Genomic DNA, 18,921 nt, shown 5'->3' with positions numbered 1-18,921 from the left:
AGACCCGCCTCAGGCCCGGGCCGCCTCCACCGCCGCCCGGACCGCGGGCACCACCTCGGCGGCGAACACCTCCACCTGGGACGCCGCCCCCTCCGCCGGACCGAGCACGAACGTGTCCATGCCGTGCTCCAGCACGAACCCCGTGACCGCCTCCACCCACGCCTCCACCGGACCGCGCAACGCCTCCCCGGAGTCACCGCCGACCCCGTGGCCGGTGATGGTGCCCCACAGGTTGTAGACGCGTCGCACGTGCGCCGGTTCCCGGCCCGCCTCCGCGGCGCCCTCGTCGATGCGCGCGTGCATCCCCGGCAGCGCCTCCGTGCCCAGGTAGGGATGGGAGACCACCCACCCGTCGGCGGCGCGCCCCACCGCCCCCAGCAGCCGCGGACCGCTCACTCCGAGCCAGATCCCCATGTCGTGCGCCGGGGCGGGACCGGGTTTGACCCCTGCCAGCCGGTAGTGGTCGCCCTCGAAACGGACCGACCGCTGGTCCGACCACATCAGACGGATCACCTCCATCGCCTCCAGGAGGGCGTCGGCGGCCTCACGCGGCGTGCGGCGCCGACCGCCCATGGCCTCGATCGCCTCCCAGAACGCCCCGGCGCCCAGGCCCAGCTCGAACCGGCCGCCGGAGAGCACGTCGAGCGTGGCCGCCTGTTTGGCCATGACCGCCGGGGACCTCAGGGGGAGGTGGGCGACGTCGGGAAAGACCCGCAGCCGCTCGGTGCGGGCCAGCACCGTGGCCATCAGGCTCCAGGCGTCCAGGTGGCGGCGCTGGTAGGGGTGGTCCTGGAACCCCGCGAGGTCGAGCCCGCCGCGTTCGGCCGCCTCGACCACCGCCCAGGTGCGCCGCAGGGCGTCCGGGGCGGCGTCCGGCGAGGGGAAGACCCCGAAGGCGATGTCGCGCCCGTAGTCGGTACCCACTCTGCTGTCTCCTTTCGGTGCGGGGTCTCAGCGGTACACGAGGTCGGCGTACTCGCGGTGGCGCCCGATCCACTCCTTGACGAAGGGGCACAGGGGGAGGACGGCCAGCTCGCGCCCGCGCACGTCGTCCAGGGCCTCCCGCACGAGGGTGCCGCCCAGCCCGCGCCCCTCGTAGGCGGGGTCGATCTCGGTGTGCGTGAAGGTGATGAGCCCGTCGGTGAGGATGTACTCGGCGAACCCGGCGACCTCACCGTCGGCTCTGACCTCGTAGCGGCGGCGGTCGGGGACGTCGGTGACCTCGGTGGCCATGGTGGAACCTCCTGCGTCGGGGGCGCGGACGGTCGTGCCCGCGCCCGGGCCGCCATTCTCCCCCGGCCCGCGCCTGGTCCCCTTGCGGCACGCGCCCTCGCGGACGTAGAGTCTCCGTGACATACCGACCAGTCGGTCTAGGGAGTACGCATGACATCGCGGTTCATCGGGCGCACCGCCATCATCACCGGCGCCAGTCGCGGCATCGGCCTGGCCATCGCCCAGCGGCTCGTCTCCGAGGGCGCCCGCGTGTGCGTCACCGCGCGCGGGGCCGAACCCCTCCGTGAGGCCGTCGAGGCGCTGGGCGGCCCCGAGCACGCCATCGGCGTACCCGGTCGGGCCGACGACCCCGAGCACCAGGACGCCGCGATCGCCGCCACCCTGGAGGCCTTCGGCGGTCTCGACCTGCTCGTCAACAACACCGGCATCAACCCCGTCTACGGCCGTATGGTCGACCTCGACCTGGACGCCGCCCGCAAGATCTTCGAGGTCAACGCGCTCTCGGCCATCGCCTGGGTCCAGAAGGCCTACCGCGCGCGGCTCGCCGAACACGGCGGCGCCATCGTCAACGTGTCCTCCGTGGCCGGAACCAAACCCGCCCCCGGCATCGGCTTCTACGGTGCCACCAAGGCCATGCTCACCCACGTCACCGAGGAACTCGCGGTCGAACTCGGCCCGGGCGTCCGCGTCAACGGGGTCGCCCCCGCCGTCGTCAAGACCCGCTTCGCCGAGGCCCTGTACGAGGGGCGGGAGGAGAAGGTCGCCGCACAGTACCCGCTGGGCCGACTCGGCGTCCCCGAGGACGTCGCCGGAGCGGTGGCCTTCCTCCTCTCCGAGGACGCGGCGTGGATCACCGGCCGCACCCTGGTGCTGGACGGCGGGGTCACCCTCACCGGAGGGATGTGAGCACCATGGACCCCAACGGGATCGGCGCCGTCGTCACCGGCGGCGGCAACGGGATCGGCGCGGCCCTTGCACGAGGCCTGGCCCGGGGCGGTGCACGGGTCGTGGTCAACGACCTGGACGCGGACGCCGCGCACGCGGTGGCCCGGGAGGTCGGCGGCACCGCCGTTCCCGGCGACGCCGCGACCGAGGAGGGCGTGGCCCACCTGGTCGCCCGGGCCCGGGAGCACCTGGACGAAATCGACCTCTACGTGGCCAACGCCGGGGTCGGCGTCCACGGAGGCCCTGAGGCGCCGGAGTCCGACTGGGACCTGTCCTGGCAGGTCAACGTGATGGCTCACGTGCGTGCGGCCCGCCTGTTGCTTCCCGGATGGCTCGAACGCGGCCGTGGACACCTGCTCACCACCGTGTCGGCCGCCGGGCTGCTCAGCATGCTGGGCAGCGCTCCGTACTCGGTGACCAAGCACGCGGCTCTGGCCTTCGGCGAGTGGATGTCGGCCACCTACGGGGACCGGGGCGTCACCACCCAGTGCCTGTGCCCGCTGGGCGTGCGCACCGACATGCTCGACTCCACCGGACCGGAGGGCAGGGCCATCCTGGAAGGGGAGGCCATCAGCCCCGAGGAGGTCGCCGAGGCGGCGCTCGCCGGACTGGCCGACGGACGCTTCCTCATCCTGCCGCACCCCCGCGTCGCCGACTACTACGCGGCCAGGGCCACCGACACCGACGCCTGGCTGGCCGGGATGCGCCGCATCCAGGCCCGGGTGTTCACGACCGAGGAGCGGACATGAGCGAGGCGCTGCCCGGCCTGGACCTCGAACGGCTGCGCGCGTACCTGGACCGCGCGGCGCCCGGCCTGGTCGCGGGGCCGCTCGGGGGCCGGATGATCACGGGCGGCAAGTCCAACCTCACCTACACCGTCACCGACGGCACCGGTTCGTGGGTGGTGCGCCGCCCGCCCCTGGGGCACGTTCTGGCCACCGCCCACGACATGCCCCGCGAGTACCGGGTCATGAGCGCGCTGCGCGGGACGGACGTCCCGGTGCCGCGCACGCACGTCCTGTGCGAGGACCCCGACGTCCTGGGCGCGCCGTTCTACGTCATGGAGCACGTGGCGGGCACCCCGCTGCGCACCCTGGACGAGATCGCCCCGTTCGGCGCCGAGGGCGTCCGCTCGATCGCCAGCGCGCTGATCGCCACGCTCGGCGCGCTGCACGCCGTGGACCCCGAGGCGGTGGGCCTGGGCGACTTCGGCCGCCCGGACGGGTTCCTGGAACGCCAGGTGCGCCGGTGGAGCCGACAGCTGGAGGCCTCGCGCAGCCGTGACATCCCCGGCGTCGACGAACTCCGCGACCGGCTCGCCGCCACGCTCCCCGAGCAGGGAGCGCCCGCGATCGTGCACGGCGACTACCGGCTGGACAACGTGCTGGTCACCGGGGACGGGCGCCTCACCGCCGTCCTGGACTGGGAGATGGCCACCCTCGGCGACCCGCTCGTCGACCTCGGCCTGATGCTGGTCTACCGGGAACAGCCCGTCATCGGCGGGGCCCGGCCGGCCACCTCCGCCGAGGGGTTCCCCGACTCCGCCGAACTGGCGCGGGCGTACGCGGCCGCGACCGGACGGGACGTGTCCCGGATCGGCTGGTACGTGGCCTTCGGCTGCTTCAAGCTCGCGGTGATCGCCGAGGGCATCCACTACCGGCACACGCGCGGACTGACCGTGGGGGCGGGCTTCGACGGGATCGGGGACGTCGTCGCCCCCCTGGTCCGTCGGGCGCGTTCCGTTCTTGAGGAGGACTGAGGAGCGATGGACTTCGCGTACGACGCCCGGACCGAGGAGCTGCGGTCCCGGCTGCTGGACTTCATGGACGAGCACGTCTATCCCGCCGAACCCGTGTTCGCCGCCCAGCTGGCCGAGCGCGCCAGCCCCTGGTCGGCGCCGCCGGTCGTCGCGGAGCTGCGGGCCGAGGCCCGCCGCCGGGGGCTGTGGAACCTCTTCCTGGCCGGGCACCCCGAGCACGGCGGGCTGCCCAACCTCCAGTACGCGCCGCTGGCCGAGATCACCGGGCGCAGCCCCCAGCTGGCCCCGGTGGCGCTCAACTGCTCCGCCCCGGACACCGGCAACATGGAGGTGCTGGCGATGTTCGGCACCCCGGAACAGAAGCGGCGGTGGCTGGAGCCGCTGCTGGACGGGCGCGTCCGCTCCGCCTTCGCCATGACCGAACCGGAGGTGGCCTCCTCCGACGCCACCAACATCACCACCCGGATCGTCCGTGAGGGCGACGAGTACGTGGTCAACGGCCACAAGTGGTTCATCACCGGCGCGCTCGACCCCGCCTGTGAGGTCCTCATCGTGATGGGCAAGACCGACCCCGGGGCCGAGCGGCACCGGCAGCAGAGCATGGTTCTGGTACCCCGTGGCACCCCGGGGCTGCGGATCGAGCGCGGCATGCGGGTGTTCGGCTACGACGACAGCGACCACGGCGGCCACGCGGAGGTGTTCCTCGACGACGTCCGCGTACCCGCGGACCACCTCGTGGGCGGGGAGGGCGACGGGTTCGCCATCGCCCAGGCCCGGCTGGGACCGGGCCGCATCCACCACTGCATGCGCTCCATCGGCATGGCCGAGCGCGCCCTGGAGCTGACGTGCCGACGGGTGTTGGACCGGGTGGCGTTCGGCCGTCCGCTGGCCGAGCAGGGCGTGGTCCGCGAGTGGATCGCCGAGGCCCGGGTGGCGATCGAACAGCTGCGTCTGCTGGTGCTCAAGACCGCGTACCTGATGGACACGGTGGGTAACAAGGGGGCGCACACCGAGATCCAGGCCATCAAGATCGCCACGCCGCGCACGGTGGAGTGGATTCTGGACCGGTGCGTGCAGGCGCACGGCGCCGCCGGAGTCAGCCAGGACACCCCGTTGGCCGGATGGCAGGCGGGGGTGCGCTCACTGCGGTTGGCGGACGGCCCGGACGAGGTGCACCTGCGCTCGCTGGCCCGCGCCGAGCTGCGCAGGTACGCCTAGGCCGTACAACACGGTCTGGCGGGCGCGGTCGCCGCCGGGGCCGGGGCCGGGCGCTCCGGCCCCGGCGCCGCTCGGCGGGGGCGGGCGAAACGGGTTCCGGGCCCGTGAACGCGGCGCGTGTGGCTCAGGCCAGCGGGCGCAGGCCCGCGACGAGCAGGTCGGCGAAGTGGCGGCCCACGTCGTCGCCGGTGAGCTCACCGTCGTGCCGGTACCAGGTGCCCAGGTGGTGCACGGAGCCGAAGAAGTAGTCGACGACGAGGTCGGCGGGGACGTCGGTGCGGAAGACCCCCTCCTCCTGGCCCTGTTCGACCATCGCCCGGAAGAGTTCGTGGTACCGGCGGCGCTCGGCCCGCACGTCACGCTGCTTCTCCGGGGCGAGCTGGTGCATGGACCGGAAGAAGATCTTGGTGTCGTCCATGTTGGCGACGCTGGTGACGATGACGTCGGCGGCGGCCGCGTGGACCCGTTCGGCGACGGGTTCCTCCCGGGAGGAGATCTCCACCAGGTGGTCGGTCTGCATGCGCAGGACACGCGCGTAGACCTCGTACAGCAGGTCGTCCTTGGAGCCGAAGTAGTGGTACATCGCCCCCTTGGTGACACCGGCGGCGGCCACGACCTCCTGGACCGAGGTGCTCTCGAAGCCCTTCTCCGCGAAGAGCCGGGTGGCCGCCTCCAGGAGCCGTTCGGGCACGGTCCCGCGCCCGGCTCCGACCTCGGCCGTCCGCTGTTCTCGCGCCATGTCCCGCCTCGTTTCGTGCCCCGGGTCTCCCCACGGCGGGGCTCCTGACCACCGCCCCGGCCAGCATACCGACCGGATGGTACCCCGCGCGCACGGGGCGTCCGGGTCCGGCGGCGGGGCGGTGGGCTCCGGGGCGTCTCAGTCGAGGAACTGGTCGGCGTACTCCTCGGAGGGGTCGATCGGAGTGATGACGTCGACGAGGGCCCCCGCGGGGTCGGCCACGATGAAGTGCCGCTGCCCGAAGGCCTCGCTGCGCAGCGTGAGCACGGGCTCCAGCCCGCCGTCGACGACCAGGCGGCGCCACTCGGCGTCGACGTCGGCGACCTCGACGTTGAGCAGTACCCCCTGCGCGGCGGCGGTCCGGTACCCCTCGGGCAGGGTCGGGTGGCCCGCCGCCACCAGGGCGAGCTCGTGGTCCGGAGGACCGGGCCTGCGCAGGCTGACGTACCAGTCCGCGACGAAGGTGTCCTCGAAGCCGAACCACCGCGTGTAGAAGTGGTGGCTCTCCTGGAGACGGGGTGTGCACAGTACGGGATAGAAGCTGGTGAGGCGCATGGCGTTCCTTTCGCATACCAACGGTATGTTGAGCTACGCTATTCACGTACCGTCGGTATGTCAACAGGGGGGTCGATGACCAGGGACACGGGCGCACGGGCCGAGCAGCGAGCCAGGACCAGACGGACCCTTCTTCGCGAGGGGCGGCGCCTGTTCGCCGAGCACGGGTACGCCGGGGTGGGCCTGGCCGGGATCGTCGACGCCGCCCAGGTCACCAAGGGCGCGCTCTACCACCACTTCGACGGCAAGGCCGACCTGTTCCGCGCGGTCCTGGCCCAGACCCAGGAGGAGGTGGGGGCCGCCGTGGCCGCCGCCGCCGACGCCCACACCCACCCCTGGGACCAGCTCACCGCCGGGTGCCGCGCCTTCCTCACCGCCAGCACCGCCCCCGACGTCCGCCGGATCATGCTCGTGGACGGCCCCGCCGTCCTGGGCTGGCGTGAGTGGCGCGCCCTCGACGAGGCCTCCTCCGCCCACCACCTCACCGAGTCGCTCACGGCGCTCGTCGACGCGGGCGTCATCTCCCCCCGGCCCGTGGCCCCCCTGGCCCACCTGCTCTCGGGAGCCATGAACGAGGCGGCCCTGTGGCTCGCGGACACCGGTGGCGACGGGGACCTGGAGGAGGTCTGGACGGCCCTGGCGGGGCTGCTGGAACCCCTGCGCCGCACCTCTCGCGCCCGTCCGGCGGAACCGGAGAGGGGGCGCCCGTCCGGGCGCTAGGGTGGCCCCATGACGCAGGGTGCACGGGAGGAACGGGCGTTGGACACCGTGGAGGCGGACGGTGGCGAGGTCGGCGCCGAGGAGTTCCGCGACGACTTCGTCGGGCGCTTCGCCGCCTACTGGCAGTCCCAGGGACGACCCAAAGCGGAGGGGCGCATCGTGGGCTACCTGCTGGTGGCCGACCGGGACGCCGTGAGCGCCGAGGCCGTCGCCGAGGGCGCCGGAGTGAGCCGCGGATCGGTCTCACAGTCGGTGCGCCGCCTGCGCGAGCTCGGGTTCGTGACCCTGGTCGACTCCCCCGACAGCCGTTCACGACTGATCAGCATGGACGAGGACGTCTGGGGCGGGTTCCTGCGCAACGAACGCGGCTACCTGCGCCAACAGCGCGACCTGGCCGCCTCCGCGCTCGAACGCCTCCCCCACCTGGGTCCGTCCTCCCGCACCCGGCTGCACAACATGTACGACTACATGACCTGGCTGGACGGCTACCACGACGTTCTGCTGGAGCAGTGGGAGCGGTACAAGGCCGAACGCCCCGAGCGGCACACGACCGAGCCGCCGGAGGAACCCGGCCCCGGTCCGGCGCACGCCTGAACTCAGGCCCCCGTGCGCGCCCGCTCGTGCGGGACGACCAGCGGAGTCCCCGTCCGGGGGTCGGGCACCACGTCGCACGCCAGCCCGAACACCCGGGCCACCCGCTCGGCCGTGACGACCTCCTCGGGCGCGCCGTCCGCGACCACCGCTCCCCCGTCCATCATCACCATGCGCGTCGCGAAGCGGGCCGCCTGGGCGAGGTCGTGCAGCACCGCCACCACGGTGCGGCCGCGCCGGTGCAGGTCGGCGAACAGCTCCAACAGGTCGTACTGGTGCGCGATGTCCAGGTAGGTGGTGGGCTCGTCCAGCAGCAGCGTGCCGCTGTCCTGGGCCAGCACCATCGCCACCCAGGCGCGCTGGCGCTGCCCACCCGAGAGCGAGCCGACCCGCGCGTCGGCCAGTCCGGCCAGCCCGGCGAGTTCCAGGGCTGCGGCCACCGCCGCCTCGTCCTCCGGCACCCACTGGCGCAGCAGGGTGTGGTGCGGGAAGCGGCCGCGCGCCACCAGCGCGCGGACCGTGATGCCCTCGGGTGCCAGCGGGCTCTGCGGCAGCAGCGCCAGCCGGCGGGCGACCGCCTTGGGCCGCTGGGAGCGCACGTCGCGCCCGTGCAGCAGCACCCGGCCCGCCACCGGCCGGTTCACCCGGCCCAGCGCCTTGAGCAGCGTGGACTTGCCGCAGCCGTTGGGGCCCACGATCACCGTGAACTCGCCCTCGGACACGGTCAGGTCCAGGTCGCGCACGACCGGATCGGCCCCGTAGCCCAGGGTGAGCCCCTCGGCGGACAGGACCGGAGTGGTCTCACGGCTCACAGTCTTCCCCTTCGCCATTCACGGATGAGCAGGTAGCCCAGGTACACGCCGCCGATCGCCAGGGTCAGGACCCCCACGGGCAGCCCCTCGGCGACCGGCGCGTGCTGCACGGCCAGGTCGGCCGACACCAGCAGCAGCGCCCCGACCAGCGCGGAGAGCGCCAGGTTGGGGCCGGGGGCCGCGCTGAGCCTGCGGGCGATCTGCGGCGCGGTGAGGGACACGAACGCGATCGGCCCGGCCACGCTCACCGCCGCGGCCGAGAGCACCACCGAGAGCACGACCGCGGCCGTCCGGGTGCCGGACGCACGGGCCCCGAGCCCGTCGGCGAGCTCGTCACCCATCTCGTTGAGCGCGACCGGCCCGGCCAGGACCACGAGCAGCGGCACCGCCAGGGCGAGGGCGAGCCACACGGTGGCGGCGTGGTCCCAGGACCGGGCGCCCAGACTCCCGTTGACGTAGGCGGCCAGCACGGCGGCCTTGTCCCGGGCCATCACCGACACCACGAAGTGCGTGAAGGCCTGGGCCATGGCGGCCACGCCGATGCCCGCGACGATCAGCCGGCCGGGGTCGCGCAGCCCGGTCCCGGTCACGGAGGCCACCACCGCCACGGCCAGCGCCGCACCGGCCAGGGCGCCCATCGGCACGGGCACGATCCCGGGGAGCATGAGCGCGGCGAAGGCCGCGCCCGCCCCGGCGCCCGCTCCCAGGCCGATCACGTCGGGGCTGCCCAGCGGGTTGCGCGTGACCGACTGGAACAGCGCGCCGGCCAGTCCCAGGGCGATCCCCGTCCCCGCCGCCACGGCCAGCCGGGGGCCGCGCAGCCGTTCGAGGGCGAACAGGTGGGTGGCCTCCCCGCGTCCGGACAGGACGGCGGGCAGCTGCGTGAGGGGCACGCCCAGGCGGCCCAGGCTGAGGGTGGCGGCGGCCGCCGCGCACAGGAGTACCAGCAGCGCCAGGCCCACGACCAGCGAGCGCCGGTGCAGCGGTAGGGCGACGAACCGGCCCAGCCGCAGGACCGGGAACGGAGGCGACGCTACCGGGGTCCCGGGGGTCGCGGAGGACACCGGCGCGGATCGGACTCCGAGGTTCATGTCCCCGCCCTCGACCTTCGGACCACGTACAACAGCACGGGCGCCCCCACGAAGGCCGTGACCACGCCCACCATCAGCTCCATCGGGCGCACCAGGGTGCGGCCCACGACGTCGGCCACCAGCAGCAGGGAGGGACCGACCAGCAGGGCGAAGGGCACCTGGAGCCGGAAGTCCACCCCGACCAGTCCGCGCACCACGTGCGGGACGGCCAGGCCGACGAAGGCGACCGGTCCCGCCGCCGCCGTCGCCCCCGCCGCCAGCAGGGTGCCCCCCAAGAGTCCGCCCGAGCGCGCCAGGAACACATTGGCGCCGGTGGCCACCGCCGCCTCCTCCCCCAGGGCCAGGGCGTTGAGCGACCCCGTGACCAGCAGTGCCAGCAGGGTCCCCGCGCCGAGCACCGGCAGGACCGCGAGCACCACGTCGAACCCGCGGCCGGCCAGCGATCCCACCACCCAGTAGCGGTAGCTGTCGAACACGTCCGGCATGCTCAGCGACACCGCCTGCACGTAGGCCGTGAGCACCGCCGAGACCACCGCACCGGCCAGGACCAGGCGGACCATGCCTCCGTCTCCGCCCCGGGTGCCCACCGTGTGGGCGGCCAGCCCGGCCAGTACCGCCCCGGGCAGCGCCCACCAGACGGTGGCGGCGGTGGAGGCCGGTCCGAGCAGGGCGGTGGCGGTGACCACGGCGGCCGCCGCCCCGGCGTTGACCCCCAGCAGCCCGGGGTCGGCCAGCGGGTTGCGGGTCACCCCCTGCATGAGGGTGCCGGACAGGGCCAGCGCGGCTCCCGCGACGATCCCGAGGAGGGTGCGCGGGTAGCGGCTCTCGACCACGGCGGTGGTGTGCGGGTCCGCCGTACCGGCGAACACCTGCCACACCTCCGCGGGCGAGGTGGGCTTGCTGCCCGCCACGAGGCTGAGCAGGACCGCTCCCGCCAGGACCGCCCCGGCCGCGCCCAGGGCGAGCGCGGCGCGGGCGGGCCCGGTGCGGTGCGGCGCCGCGGCTGTCTTCACGATCACGTCGCCGGTCCGCCTCAGTCGTCCAGTGTCCCGGCGGCCTCCTCGATGAGGGGGACGTACCGGTCGATGACCCACGGCACCGTGAGCGGGTTGATCAGGGAGGAGGCGGTGACGAAGGAGTTGTCGTCGCTGGTGACCACGGAGCCGCGCTCGATGGCGGGGATGGAGCCGTAGAGGTCCTGGGACTCGATCTCGGCGCGCGTCTCGGCGTCGGTGTAGAAGGTGAAGACGAGGTCGCTGTCACCGAACCGGTCGGCGTTCTCCAGCCCCACCAGGGCGGAGTCGGTGCCCTCGGTCTCGGGGAAGGTCTCCACGACCGGGTCCACCTGGAGCCCGAGGCCGCGCACCATGGCCACGCGCTGTTCGTCGGGGAGGAAGACGCCGAGCGTGCCGGGGCCGTCGGTGTAGACGTAGGAGAAGGTGAGGTCGGCGAAGTCGGGGTTCTCGGCGGCGGCCGCCTCGAACCGGCCCTCGATCTCGGTGACGAGCTCCTCGGCCTCCTCGGGCTGGCCCAGCGCCCGGCCGATGATCTCGATCTGCTCGTCCCAGTCGGTGCTCCAGGCGAGGTCGGGGTAGGCGACCGTGGGGGCGATGTCGGTGAGGATGTCGTACTGCTCCTGGGTCACCCCGGACCAGGGGGCGAGGATGACGTCCGGGGCGAGTTCGATGATCGCCTCGAAGTCGATGTCGTCGGCGCCCGCGAACTGTTCGGGGAGTTCCTCGCCGGATGCGGTGACGGCCTCGTGAATCCACGGCAGGTACCCGGTGTCGTCGCTCCCCCACTCGTAGCTCTCGATACCGACCGGCACGGTGCCGAGGGCGATGGCGGTCTCGGCGGAGCCCTGGCCGAGGGTGACGACGCGTTCGGGCCGCTCGGGGATCTCGGCGGTGCCGAGGGCGCTCTCGACGGAGACGGGGAAGGGGCCGTCCGCGTTCGCCTCCGAGGGGGTGTCCCCGGTGTCGGTGCCGCAGGCGGCCAGGCCGAGCGCGAGGGCCGTGGTGAGGGCGATGCCGCCGCTTCGGCGCAGGGTGGAGTGCATGTTCACTGCTTTCTTCGTCACGGGGAGCGGCCGCGTCGCTGTGGGCGGGCCGGTTGCGCGTGCGGGGGGTGGCCTCGGTGGAGGGCAGCACGAAGGAACCAACAAAACGGGAGAACCCCGACATCAAGCAAGGTTAGTCTAACCTCACTTCGGCGAGTTTCAAAAAATCTGAACCTCCCGGGCGGCTCCCCTCGCGGCCCTCGCGGACAAGGAACTCCTCAGGACACGAGAAAGTCGCCCGATTCCGTGAATCGGGCGACTGGAGTGCGCTGAGGCGCTGGTGTTGTTCCTGGGGCAGCTTTTCAGGGACGGCGACCGGTGAGGACGTTGCTCACCCCGCCCAGATAGCCCACGAACTGTCGGGTGACCAGCGAGTCGATCCGCTCGGCCCCCAGGAACCGGGGTGCGGGCAACCGTGTGAGGGCCTCCGCACCCGAGGCCAGCGACGCCAACCGCACCGGCCCCCGGCGCACCGACTCGTACCGGCGCAGCGCGGCGGCGGGGTCGGCTCCGACCCCCTCGCCCGACAGCGCCAGGGTCAGCGCCCACGCGTCCTCCAGGGCCTGGTTGGCCCCCTGCGCGCTGGAGGGCGGCAAGGCGTGCGCGGCGTCGCCCAGCAGAGTCGCCCCGCCCTCGCCCCAGACCCGGGGCACCCGGTGGCGCGCGTGCTCGAACAGCGTGAGGTCCTCGTCCTCCACGTGCTCCAGGACGGCGCGCACGTCCGGGTCGGTCCAGTCCCCGAACAGGCGGCGCAGCACACCGACCGGTGAGGCGGGCCGGGGGATGTCCGGTCGCCAGCGCACGTCGAACCACCACTGCACGAGCCCGTCCCCGGCGGGCGCCATCCCGCACAGGCCCTGGCGCCCCTGGACCACGGCCGCGACCGTGCCCGCCGCCAGGTCCACGGGCACCCGGGTGAGCCCGTGCCAGCTGGCCCAGCCGGTGGGCCGGGACCGGTCTCCCTCCCACAGGTCGCGCCGGGCCGCCGAGCGCACACCGTCCGCGCCGACCACCACGTCGCCCGTGGAGCCGGTGCCGTCCCCGAAGAGCGCGCTCACGGTGCCGTCGGGATTGACGCGCACCCGGGTGCACACGCGGCCGTGGCGCACGGTGCCCTCCGGCAGCCCCTCGGCGATCAGGTCCAGGAGGGCGCGCCGGGGAACGGTCCGGCTCCCGGACCCGTAGTGGTCGCCCACGGCGTCCACGTCGAGCGTGTGGCGAAGCCGCCCGGAGGGGTCGCGGTGCTCCACCCCGTCCAGGCGCCGTCCGACACCCGTGGTGTCCACCCCCAGGTCCAGCAGGGCGGCGGTGCCGTTGGGGTACAGACCGACTCCGGCCCCTTCGGCGCGCGGTTCGGGCGCGCGTTCGTGCACCTCGACCTCGTGGCCCCGGCCGGTGAGCCCCCGCGCCAGGGCGAGCCCGCCCACACCGGCTCCGACGATGACGACCCTCATGTCAGCCCCACTCCCGCTCGATCGGCTGCCCCACACAGTACTCACGGGCCGGGTGCGGGCGCGGGTCCGGTGCTCCGGAGCGTCAGCGGCCGAGGTGGACGCGGGCCTCCCACGGGCGCAGAGGGTCCAGGACCGACCCGGGATCGGGCAGGTTGCCGATGAGCAGCTCCGGTTCGGGCCCCACCACGTCCTCGGGCAGGTCCACCGCCGCCTCCCGGTCGCTCCAGTTGGCCAGGACGAGCAGCGTCTGGCCGTTGTAGGCCCGGGTGTAGGCGTAGATCCTGGAATCCTCCTCCAGCAACGGCGCGAACCGCCCGCGCGCGATCACCGCGTGCTCCTTGCGCAGCGCGATCAGTCGGCGGTAGTGGTGAAAGACCGACCCCGGGTCGGCGACGGCCGCCTCGGCGTTGATGCGCGTGTGGTTGGGGTTGACGCCGATCCACGGCGTCCCGGTGGTGAACCCGGCGTTCTCTCCCGCGGTCCACTGCATGGGGGTGCGCGCGTTGTCCCGGCTCATCCGGGCGATCGCGGCCATGGCGGTCGCCTCGTCGACCCGCCCGGACCCCACCACGGCACGGTGGTGGTTGAGGGTCTCCAGGTCGCGGTAGTCGGCGATGTCGTCCATGTGGGCGTTGGTCATGCCCAGTTCCTCGCCCTGGTAGACGTAGGGGGTGCCCTGCATCATGTGCAGCGTGGTGGCGATCGCGGTCGCCGACTCCACCCGGTACCGCCCGTCGTCGCCGAAGCGCGAGACCACCCGCGGCTGGTCGTGGTTGTTCCAGTAGAGGCTGTTCCAACCGCGGTCGTCGAGCCCCGCCTGCCAGCGGTTGAGCGAGGCCCTGAGCCGGGCCAGGTCCAGGGGGCGCGGGTCGAACTTGCCGCCCGGGCCGTGGTCCAGGTCCACGTGCTCGAACTGGAACACCATGTCGAGTTCGCGGTTGACCGGGTTGGTGTGGACGCGTGCCTGGCCCACGCCCACCCCCGGCATCTCACCGACCGTGAGCACGTCGCGTCCGGTGAACGCGGTCTCGTGCAACTCGTGCAGGAACTCGTGCAGACGCGGCCCGTTCACCGCGTGCCGGGTGAAGTCACCGTACTCACCGCGCACCGGCCCGTCCGGCAGCGCCGGGTTCTTCGACACGAAGTTGATGACGTCCATCCTGAACCCGTCCGCGCCGCGCGCCAGCCACCACAGGGCCACCTCGTGCACGGCCGCGCGCACCTTCGGGTTCTCCCAGTTCAGGTCCGGCTGGGAGGGGCTGAACAGGTGGAGGTAGTACTCGCCGCGCCCCTCGTCGTAGGTCCAGGCGGGGCCGGAGAACACCGACCCCCAGTTGTTGGGCGGGCCGCCGTCGCGACCGGGACGCCAGAAGTAGAAGTCGCGCTTGTCCTCGTCGCCCGCGCGTGAGGCGGCGAACCAGGGGTGGCGGTCGCTGGTGTGGTTGACCACGAGGTCCATCACCAGGCGCATGCCCCGCTCGTGGAGCCCGTCCCGGAGCCGGTCCCAGTCCTCCAGGGTGCCGAACCGGGGGTCGATACCGGTGTAGTCGCTGACGTCGTATCCGTTGTCGTCCCAGGGCGAGGGGTAGACGGGCGACAGCCACACCACGTCGACCCCGAGGAGCTGGAGGTAGTCCAGCTTCTCGATGACCCCGGGGATGTCGCCGACGCCGTCCCCGTCGCTGTCCTTGAAGCTGCTCGGATAGATCTGGTAGACGACGCTGGACTTCCACCAGTCGGCGCTGGGTTCGGGCATGGGTTCCTTCTCTTCTCGTGGACGGCCCACCATTCAACCGCTCCGGGTGCCCCGTTGGGGAGGAGAATCGCGGCGGTGTCGGCGGTGTTTCCCAAGGCCGTCAGCCCCTGGAGGCAACTGGTCTGGACCGGTAGGGTGCACAGGCCCCCGCGACCGGCGCGGGGGTGACGGAGGGTGCCCCATGGAGCACGGCCAGGCAGGGGAAGAGCTGGACCGGGAGCCGCCCGGAACACCGGCACCACTGCGGGAACCCGGTCCGCGCGTGTGGACACGGGACTTCACCCTCTTCTTCGCGGCGCGGGCGGTGGCCAAGACCGGTGACGGCATGCTGCCGGTGGCGTTGGCCGCGGGCCTGCTCGCCCACGGGATGGGCGCGAGCGGGGTCGGTCTGGCGATGGCCGCCTTCACCGTGTTCTTCGTGGGGTTCGTGGTCTTCGGCGGAGTGTTCTCCGACCGTTGGGGGGCGCGCTGGATGATGGTCGGCGCCGACCTGGTGCGCGTGGTCACGCAGGGAACGGCGGCCGTGCTGTTCCTGACCGGCCACGTGGTGCTCTGGCAGATCTGCCTGATCGGGGCGGTCAACGGGATCGCGGCGGGGGCGTTCCAGCCGGGGGTGGCCTCGGTGGTGCCGAGGGTGGTCCGGGACGTGCAGGGGGCCAACGGGGTGATCCGCACCGCCGAGGCCCTGGCGATGCTGGTCGGTCCGGCGGTGGCGGGGGTGCTGGTGGCCACGGTGTCGGCGGCCGGGGTGTTCGCGGTACACGCCGGAACCTACGCGGTGGGGGCGCTGCTGCTCGGGCTGATCCGGGTGCGCGAGCCCGCGCGGCGGCGCGGGGAGGGACCGGGGTACCTGGCCGATCTGGTGGAGGGGTGGCACGAGTTCCGCTCGCGGACCTGGATGTGGTCGGTGATCCTGCTGTGGATGGTGGTCATGGTGACCCTGTGGGGGCCCAAGATTCCGCTGACCTCGTCGGAGATCATCCTCGGGCACGGGCCGCAGGTGTACGGCCTGGTCAGCGCGGCCCTGGGCGGAGGCACCGCGTTGGGCGGGGTGCTGGCCATGCGCGTACGGCCGCGTTACCCGCTGCGCGCGGGGGCGGTCGGGCTCTTCGGGGCGGGTGCGTACTCGGTGGCGGTGGGCCTGGGGGCGGCGGTTCCGTGGCTGGCCCTGGGCGCGGCGGTGAGCGGCGCGTGCGTGGGGTTCTGGGGGGTGATGTGGATGACCAGCGTGCAGACGCGGGTACCGGGCCCGGTCCTGGGCCGCATCCACGCCTACGAGGTGGCGGGGTCGGTGGCGATGCTGCCGGTGGGTCAGGCCCTGGCGGGCCCCGTCGCCGAGGTGCTCGGGACACGGACGGTGCTCCTCGCGGGCGGGGCCGCGGCCGTTCTGGTGGGAACGGCGCTGCTGGCGCTGCGGCCGGTCCGGAACCTGGCCGCCGCCACGCCCGCGACCTCCCGGGTACCGCCGCCCTCCTGAGGCCGACGCGCTCCCGAACCGCCGCCCTTGGCTGGCCCGCGCGCGCGAGGCCTGGGAGAGTGATCCCCACACACCCGCGCGGGCGCCGCCCCGAGGGACCCACGACGAAGGGGACGCCATGTGCCTGCACGGAACCGGCGAGACCGTGAGGGCCCGAACCGGGCACGGCGGACCCGCCGCGCCCGCCGGACCGCCGACCCCGCCCACCACGCCGCGCCCCTGGCCGAAGGGCTTTCGCCGGGTGGCCGACCTCAGCCACACGATCGCCCCCGGCATGGCCTCCTGGGACGACGAGAAACCGGTGCGGGAGACCGTCGTACCGCAACCGGCCGAGGGGGAGTTCGGGATCTACCTCCAGAGGTGGAGCCTGACCGAGCACACCGGCACCCACCTGGACGCGCCGGGACACGTGATCGGGGGCGGACGGCTGGTACCCGACATCGACCCGTCCGAGCTGGTCGCCCCGGCCGCGGTGATCGACATCCGGGCCCGGGCCGCCGAGGACCCCGACACGACGGTGACCGTGGACGACGTCCACGCCTTCGAACGCGTCCACGGGCGCATCCCGGCCGGGGCGGCGGTCCTGATGTGTTCGGGGTGGAGCGCCCGCTGGGCCGAGGGCGACGACCGGGTCCGGGGCGTGGCCGCGGACGGTTCCTGGCACTTTCCCGGGTTCTCCCCCGAGGCCTGCGAGTTCCTGGTCGCCGAGCGGGCCATCGCCGGAACGGGTGTGGACACGCTCAGCACGGACCCGGGCGCGTCCACCGACTTCGCCGCCCACGAGGTGGTGGGGCGCGCCGACCGGTGGGGGCTGGAGTCCCTGACCGGTCTGGAGCGGCTGCCTCCGAGCGGGGCCCTGATCACGGTGGGCGTCCTGCCCGGCCTGGACGCCTCGGGCGGCCCCAGCCGGGTGCTCGCCCTCTGGTGAGCCGCCCGACGCCGGGGGTCAACCCCGCCCCGTGGCGTCGGGGGTCCACTCCAGCAGCATGATGGTGGCGTCGTCGGTGAAGCTGCCGCGCTGGTGTTCGTGGATGTCGTGGATGAGCCGGCGCAGCGTCTCGGGCGCGGGTTCGTCGGCGGAGGCGGCCCGGATGACGAAGTCGGCGAAGCGCTCCTGCCCGAACATCCGCCCGTCGCTGTCGTGCGCCTCCGTGACGCCGTCGGTGTGGAGCAGGACCTGGTCACCGGGTTCGAGGGCGGTCCGGTGGACGGTGCGCGGGGTGGTGCCGGGCACCACCCCGTCCAGGCCGAGCGGAAGCTCGGGCGTGCGTTCCAGGGCTCCCTCCACCAGGCGCTGGCGACGGATGAGCAGCGGAGCGGGGTGGGCGCAGTTGGCCCACGAGAACACGCCGGTGGACAGGTCCAGGGTGGCGAAGATGGCCGTGCAGAAGCGTTCGGGGAGCCAGGTGACCAGCGCGCGTTCGACGTTCTGGGTGAGTTCGGCCAGGTCGGCGCCGTTGCGGCGGGCGCTGCGGGCCCCCGCCATGGCGACCGACGCGGTGAGCCCCGAGGCGAGGTCGTGGCCCATGGCGTCCAGGATGACCGCGTGCAGGGTGTCGCGGGTCAGGGAGTGGTCGAAGGCGTCCCCGCCCAGTTCGTAGGCGGGTTCGAGGACGGCGGTGGAGACGCCGCGCCGGGTCCCGAGGGTTCGAGGCGGGAGGAAGGCGCGCAGCATCTCGGTGCGTAGCTGTACGTCACGGGCGCGGGTACGGCGGACGTAGGTGTCGCTGTAGGCACGTTTGGACGTGATGACCAACGCCAGCAGCGCGGCCAGGGTCTGGCAGCGGCGGAGCGTGGGTTCGTCGATGCAGGGGGTCCTGATGTGCACGACCCCGATGCGGTCGGCACCGTCCTTGAGGGGCAGCCACAGGCTGAGGGCGTCGGCGCCGCCCTCGACGAGCCGCAGGGTGTCCGTGCGGTAGGCCTCCCCGGCGACGGTGGTCTCCACGTCGAGGATCGGCCCTCCGGTGAGCGGCACCAGGAGCCGTTGTTGCAGGTCCACGAGGTGGACGGTGATCTTGCCGAGGCCGATCGAGGCTCCGTAGCGGTCGGCGGCCTCCAACACCTCCACGGGTCCGCTGTCGTGCACGGACCTGACGAGGCTCTGGAACAGGAGTTCGCCCTCGCCGAGCGGTCCGGCCGGTTCGCGCCCCTCTGCCATGCCCACCCCCCGCTCGTGGCCGGGCGGGGGTCTCCGGCGCCTCCCAGTGTCGCACCGGGGGCGCGCCTGTCCCAGTCTGTGTGTGGCGTGTCCCGCAGCAGGCCACAGCGGTGTCGTCGGCACTTCGAACCATCACGAGTCAACCGAGGTTGACTTTTCGGCGAAAGTCAACTTAGGTTGACTTCATGGTCGGCCGATCCCGCCGACCCGAGCACCCGAACCTCGACACCGCCGACGCGGGAGGACCCCATGGCACGCGCCGCCGACGCCCGAGCACCCGCTCCCGGAGCCCCGCACGCCTGGACCGCGACCCCATCGCGGCCGGGCCCCGGCGGAGAGGGGCCCGGCCGC

The 18,921-nt window shown here is 73.4% G+C and carries 19 protein-coding genes; 8 read left to right on the top strand and 11 right to left on the bottom strand.

Annotated elements, in window-relative coordinates; genetic code table 11:
- Nucleotides 1-9: 9 nt before the first annotated feature.
- Nucleotides 10-924 carry an LLM class flavin-dependent oxidoreductase gene (locus tag ACFYL4_RS13010; RefSeq protein ID WP_387518458.1) on the bottom strand — a complete coding sequence of 305 codons (915 nt, stop codon included), beginning with the start codon at nt 922-924 and terminating at the stop codon, nt 10-12.
- Nucleotides 925-951: 27 nt separating this feature from the next.
- Nucleotides 952-1,233 (bottom strand): GNAT family N-acetyltransferase, encoded by a 282-nt coding sequence (locus ACFYL4_RS13005; protein WP_357761635.1) that lies wholly within the window; start codon nt 1,231-1,233, stop codon nt 952-954.
- Between the two features lie 150 nt (nt 1,234-1,383).
- Between ACFYL4_RS13005 and ACFYL4_RS13000 the strand changes: the two genes are divergently transcribed.
- The 4 genes from ACFYL4_RS13000 to ACFYL4_RS12985 are packed head-to-tail and all read left to right on the top strand — an operon-like array spanning nt 1,384 to nt 5,155.
- Nucleotides 1,384-2,139 carry an SDR family oxidoreductase gene (locus tag ACFYL4_RS13000; RefSeq protein WP_387518457.1) on the top strand — a complete coding sequence of 252 codons (756 nt, stop codon included), beginning with the start codon at nt 1,384-1,386 and terminating at the stop codon, nt 2,137-2,139.
- A 5-nt stretch (nt 2,140-2,144) separates the two neighbouring features.
- Nucleotides 2,145-2,927, top strand: coding sequence for an SDR family oxidoreductase (locus ACFYL4_RS12995; RefSeq protein ID WP_357761815.1), 783 nt, complete (start codon nt 2,145-2,147; stop codon nt 2,925-2,927).
- Complete coding sequence (locus tag ACFYL4_RS12990) at nt 2,924-3,937, top strand: phosphotransferase family protein (protein WP_387518456.1); 1,014 nt, start codon at nt 2,924-2,926, stop codon at nt 3,935-3,937. Before ACFYL4_RS12995 ends, ACFYL4_RS12990 begins: the two co-directional genes overlap by 4 nt.
- A 6-nt stretch (nt 3,938-3,943) precedes the next feature.
- Entirely contained in the window at nt 3,944-5,155 is a 1,212-nt protein-coding gene (locus ACFYL4_RS12985) for an acyl-CoA dehydrogenase family protein (RefSeq protein WP_387518455.1), read from the top strand.
- 124 nt (nt 5,156-5,279) lie between these two features.
- Here the strand turns inward: ACFYL4_RS12985 and ACFYL4_RS12980 are convergent, their stop codons facing one another.
- Both ACFYL4_RS12980 and ACFYL4_RS12975 read right to left on the bottom strand, forming a co-directional pair.
- Nucleotides 5,280-5,894: a TetR/AcrR family transcriptional regulator gene (locus ACFYL4_RS12980; RefSeq protein ID WP_387518454.1), complete on the bottom strand. Its 615-nt coding sequence runs from the start codon at nt 5,892-5,894 to the stop codon at nt 5,280-5,282.
- A 138-nt stretch (nt 5,895-6,032) separates the two neighbouring features.
- Nucleotides 6,033-6,449: a VOC family protein gene (locus ACFYL4_RS12975; protein WP_387518453.1), complete on the bottom strand. Its 417-nt coding sequence runs from the start codon at nt 6,447-6,449 to the stop codon at nt 6,033-6,035.
- Between the two features lie 75 nt (nt 6,450-6,524).
- Between ACFYL4_RS12975 and ACFYL4_RS12970 the strand changes: the two genes are divergently transcribed.
- Nucleotides 6,525-7,169, top strand: coding sequence for a TetR/AcrR family transcriptional regulator (locus ACFYL4_RS12970; RefSeq protein ID WP_387518452.1), 645 nt, complete (start codon nt 6,525-6,527; stop codon nt 7,167-7,169).
- Between the two features lie 9 nt (nt 7,170-7,178).
- Nucleotides 7,179-7,763, top strand: a complete 585-nt coding sequence (locus ACFYL4_RS12965; protein WP_387518451.1) for a GbsR/MarR family transcriptional regulator — start codon at nt 7,179-7,181, stop codon at nt 7,761-7,763.
- A gap of 2 nt (nt 7,764-7,765) precedes the next feature.
- Here the strand turns inward: ACFYL4_RS12965 and ACFYL4_RS12960 are convergent, their stop codons facing one another.
- The 6 genes from ACFYL4_RS12960 to ACFYL4_RS12935 form a co-directional block, all read right to left on the bottom strand.
- The gene (locus tag ACFYL4_RS12960; RefSeq protein WP_387518450.1) at nt 7,766-8,590 is read right to left on the bottom strand and encodes an ABC transporter ATP-binding protein; all 825 of its coding nucleotides are present in this window, start codon (nt 8,588-8,590) and stop codon (nt 7,766-7,768) included.
- Nucleotides 8,569-9,663: a FecCD family ABC transporter permease gene (locus ACFYL4_RS12955; protein ID WP_387518449.1), complete on the bottom strand. Its 1,095-nt coding sequence runs from the start codon at nt 9,661-9,663 to the stop codon at nt 8,569-8,571. The genes ACFYL4_RS12960 and ACFYL4_RS12955 overlap by 22 nt, the downstream gene beginning before the upstream one ends.
- Nucleotides 9,660-10,682: a FecCD family ABC transporter permease gene (locus tag ACFYL4_RS12950; protein ID WP_387518448.1), complete on the bottom strand. Its 1,023-nt coding sequence runs from the start codon at nt 10,680-10,682 to the stop codon at nt 9,660-9,662. Before ACFYL4_RS12950 ends, ACFYL4_RS12955 begins: the two co-directional genes overlap by 4 nt.
- 14 nt (nt 10,683-10,696) lie before the next feature.
- Complete coding sequence (locus ACFYL4_RS12945) at nt 10,697-11,722, bottom strand: iron-siderophore ABC transporter substrate-binding protein (protein WP_387518447.1); 1,026 nt, start codon at nt 11,720-11,722, stop codon at nt 10,697-10,699.
- 302 nt (nt 11,723-12,024) lie between these two features.
- Nucleotides 12,025-13,176, bottom strand: coding sequence for an FAD-dependent oxidoreductase (locus tag ACFYL4_RS12940; protein ID WP_387518446.1), 1,152 nt, complete (start codon nt 13,174-13,176; stop codon nt 12,025-12,027).
- A gap of 82 nt (nt 13,177-13,258) precedes the next feature.
- The gene (locus tag ACFYL4_RS12935; protein WP_387518444.1) at nt 13,259-14,932 is read right to left on the bottom strand and encodes an alpha-glucosidase; all 1,674 of its coding nucleotides are present in this window, start codon (nt 14,930-14,932) and stop codon (nt 13,259-13,261) included.
- A 181-nt stretch (nt 14,933-15,113) separates the two neighbouring features.
- Here ACFYL4_RS12935 and ACFYL4_RS12930 point away from each other — a divergent pair, with 181 nt between their 5' ends.
- Entirely contained in the window at nt 15,114-16,409 is a 1,296-nt protein-coding gene (locus ACFYL4_RS12930) for an MFS transporter (RefSeq protein ID WP_387518443.1), read from the top strand.
- Nucleotides 16,410-16,527: 118 nt separating this feature from the next.
- Nucleotides 16,528-17,337: a cyclase family protein gene (locus ACFYL4_RS12925; protein WP_387518442.1), complete on the top strand. Its 810-nt coding sequence runs from the start codon at nt 16,528-16,530 to the stop codon at nt 17,335-17,337.
- 18 nt (nt 17,338-17,355) lie between these two features.
- On the opposite strand, the gene ACFYL4_RS12920 is transcribed toward ACFYL4_RS12925, so the two are convergent.
- The gene (locus ACFYL4_RS12920) at nt 17,356-18,570 is read right to left on the bottom strand and encodes a PP2C family protein-serine/threonine phosphatase (RefSeq protein WP_387518441.1); all 1,215 of its coding nucleotides are present in this window, start codon (nt 18,568-18,570) and stop codon (nt 17,356-17,358) included.
- Nucleotides 18,571-18,921 lie beyond the last annotated feature (351 nt).

The sequence above is a fragment of the Nocardiopsis sp. NPDC006938 genome, assembly GCF_042869555.1.
Classification (GTDB): domain Bacteria; phylum Actinomycetota; class Actinomycetes; order Streptosporangiales; family Streptosporangiaceae; genus Nocardiopsis.
This window is presented reverse-complemented; position numbering and strand designations above follow the sequence as displayed.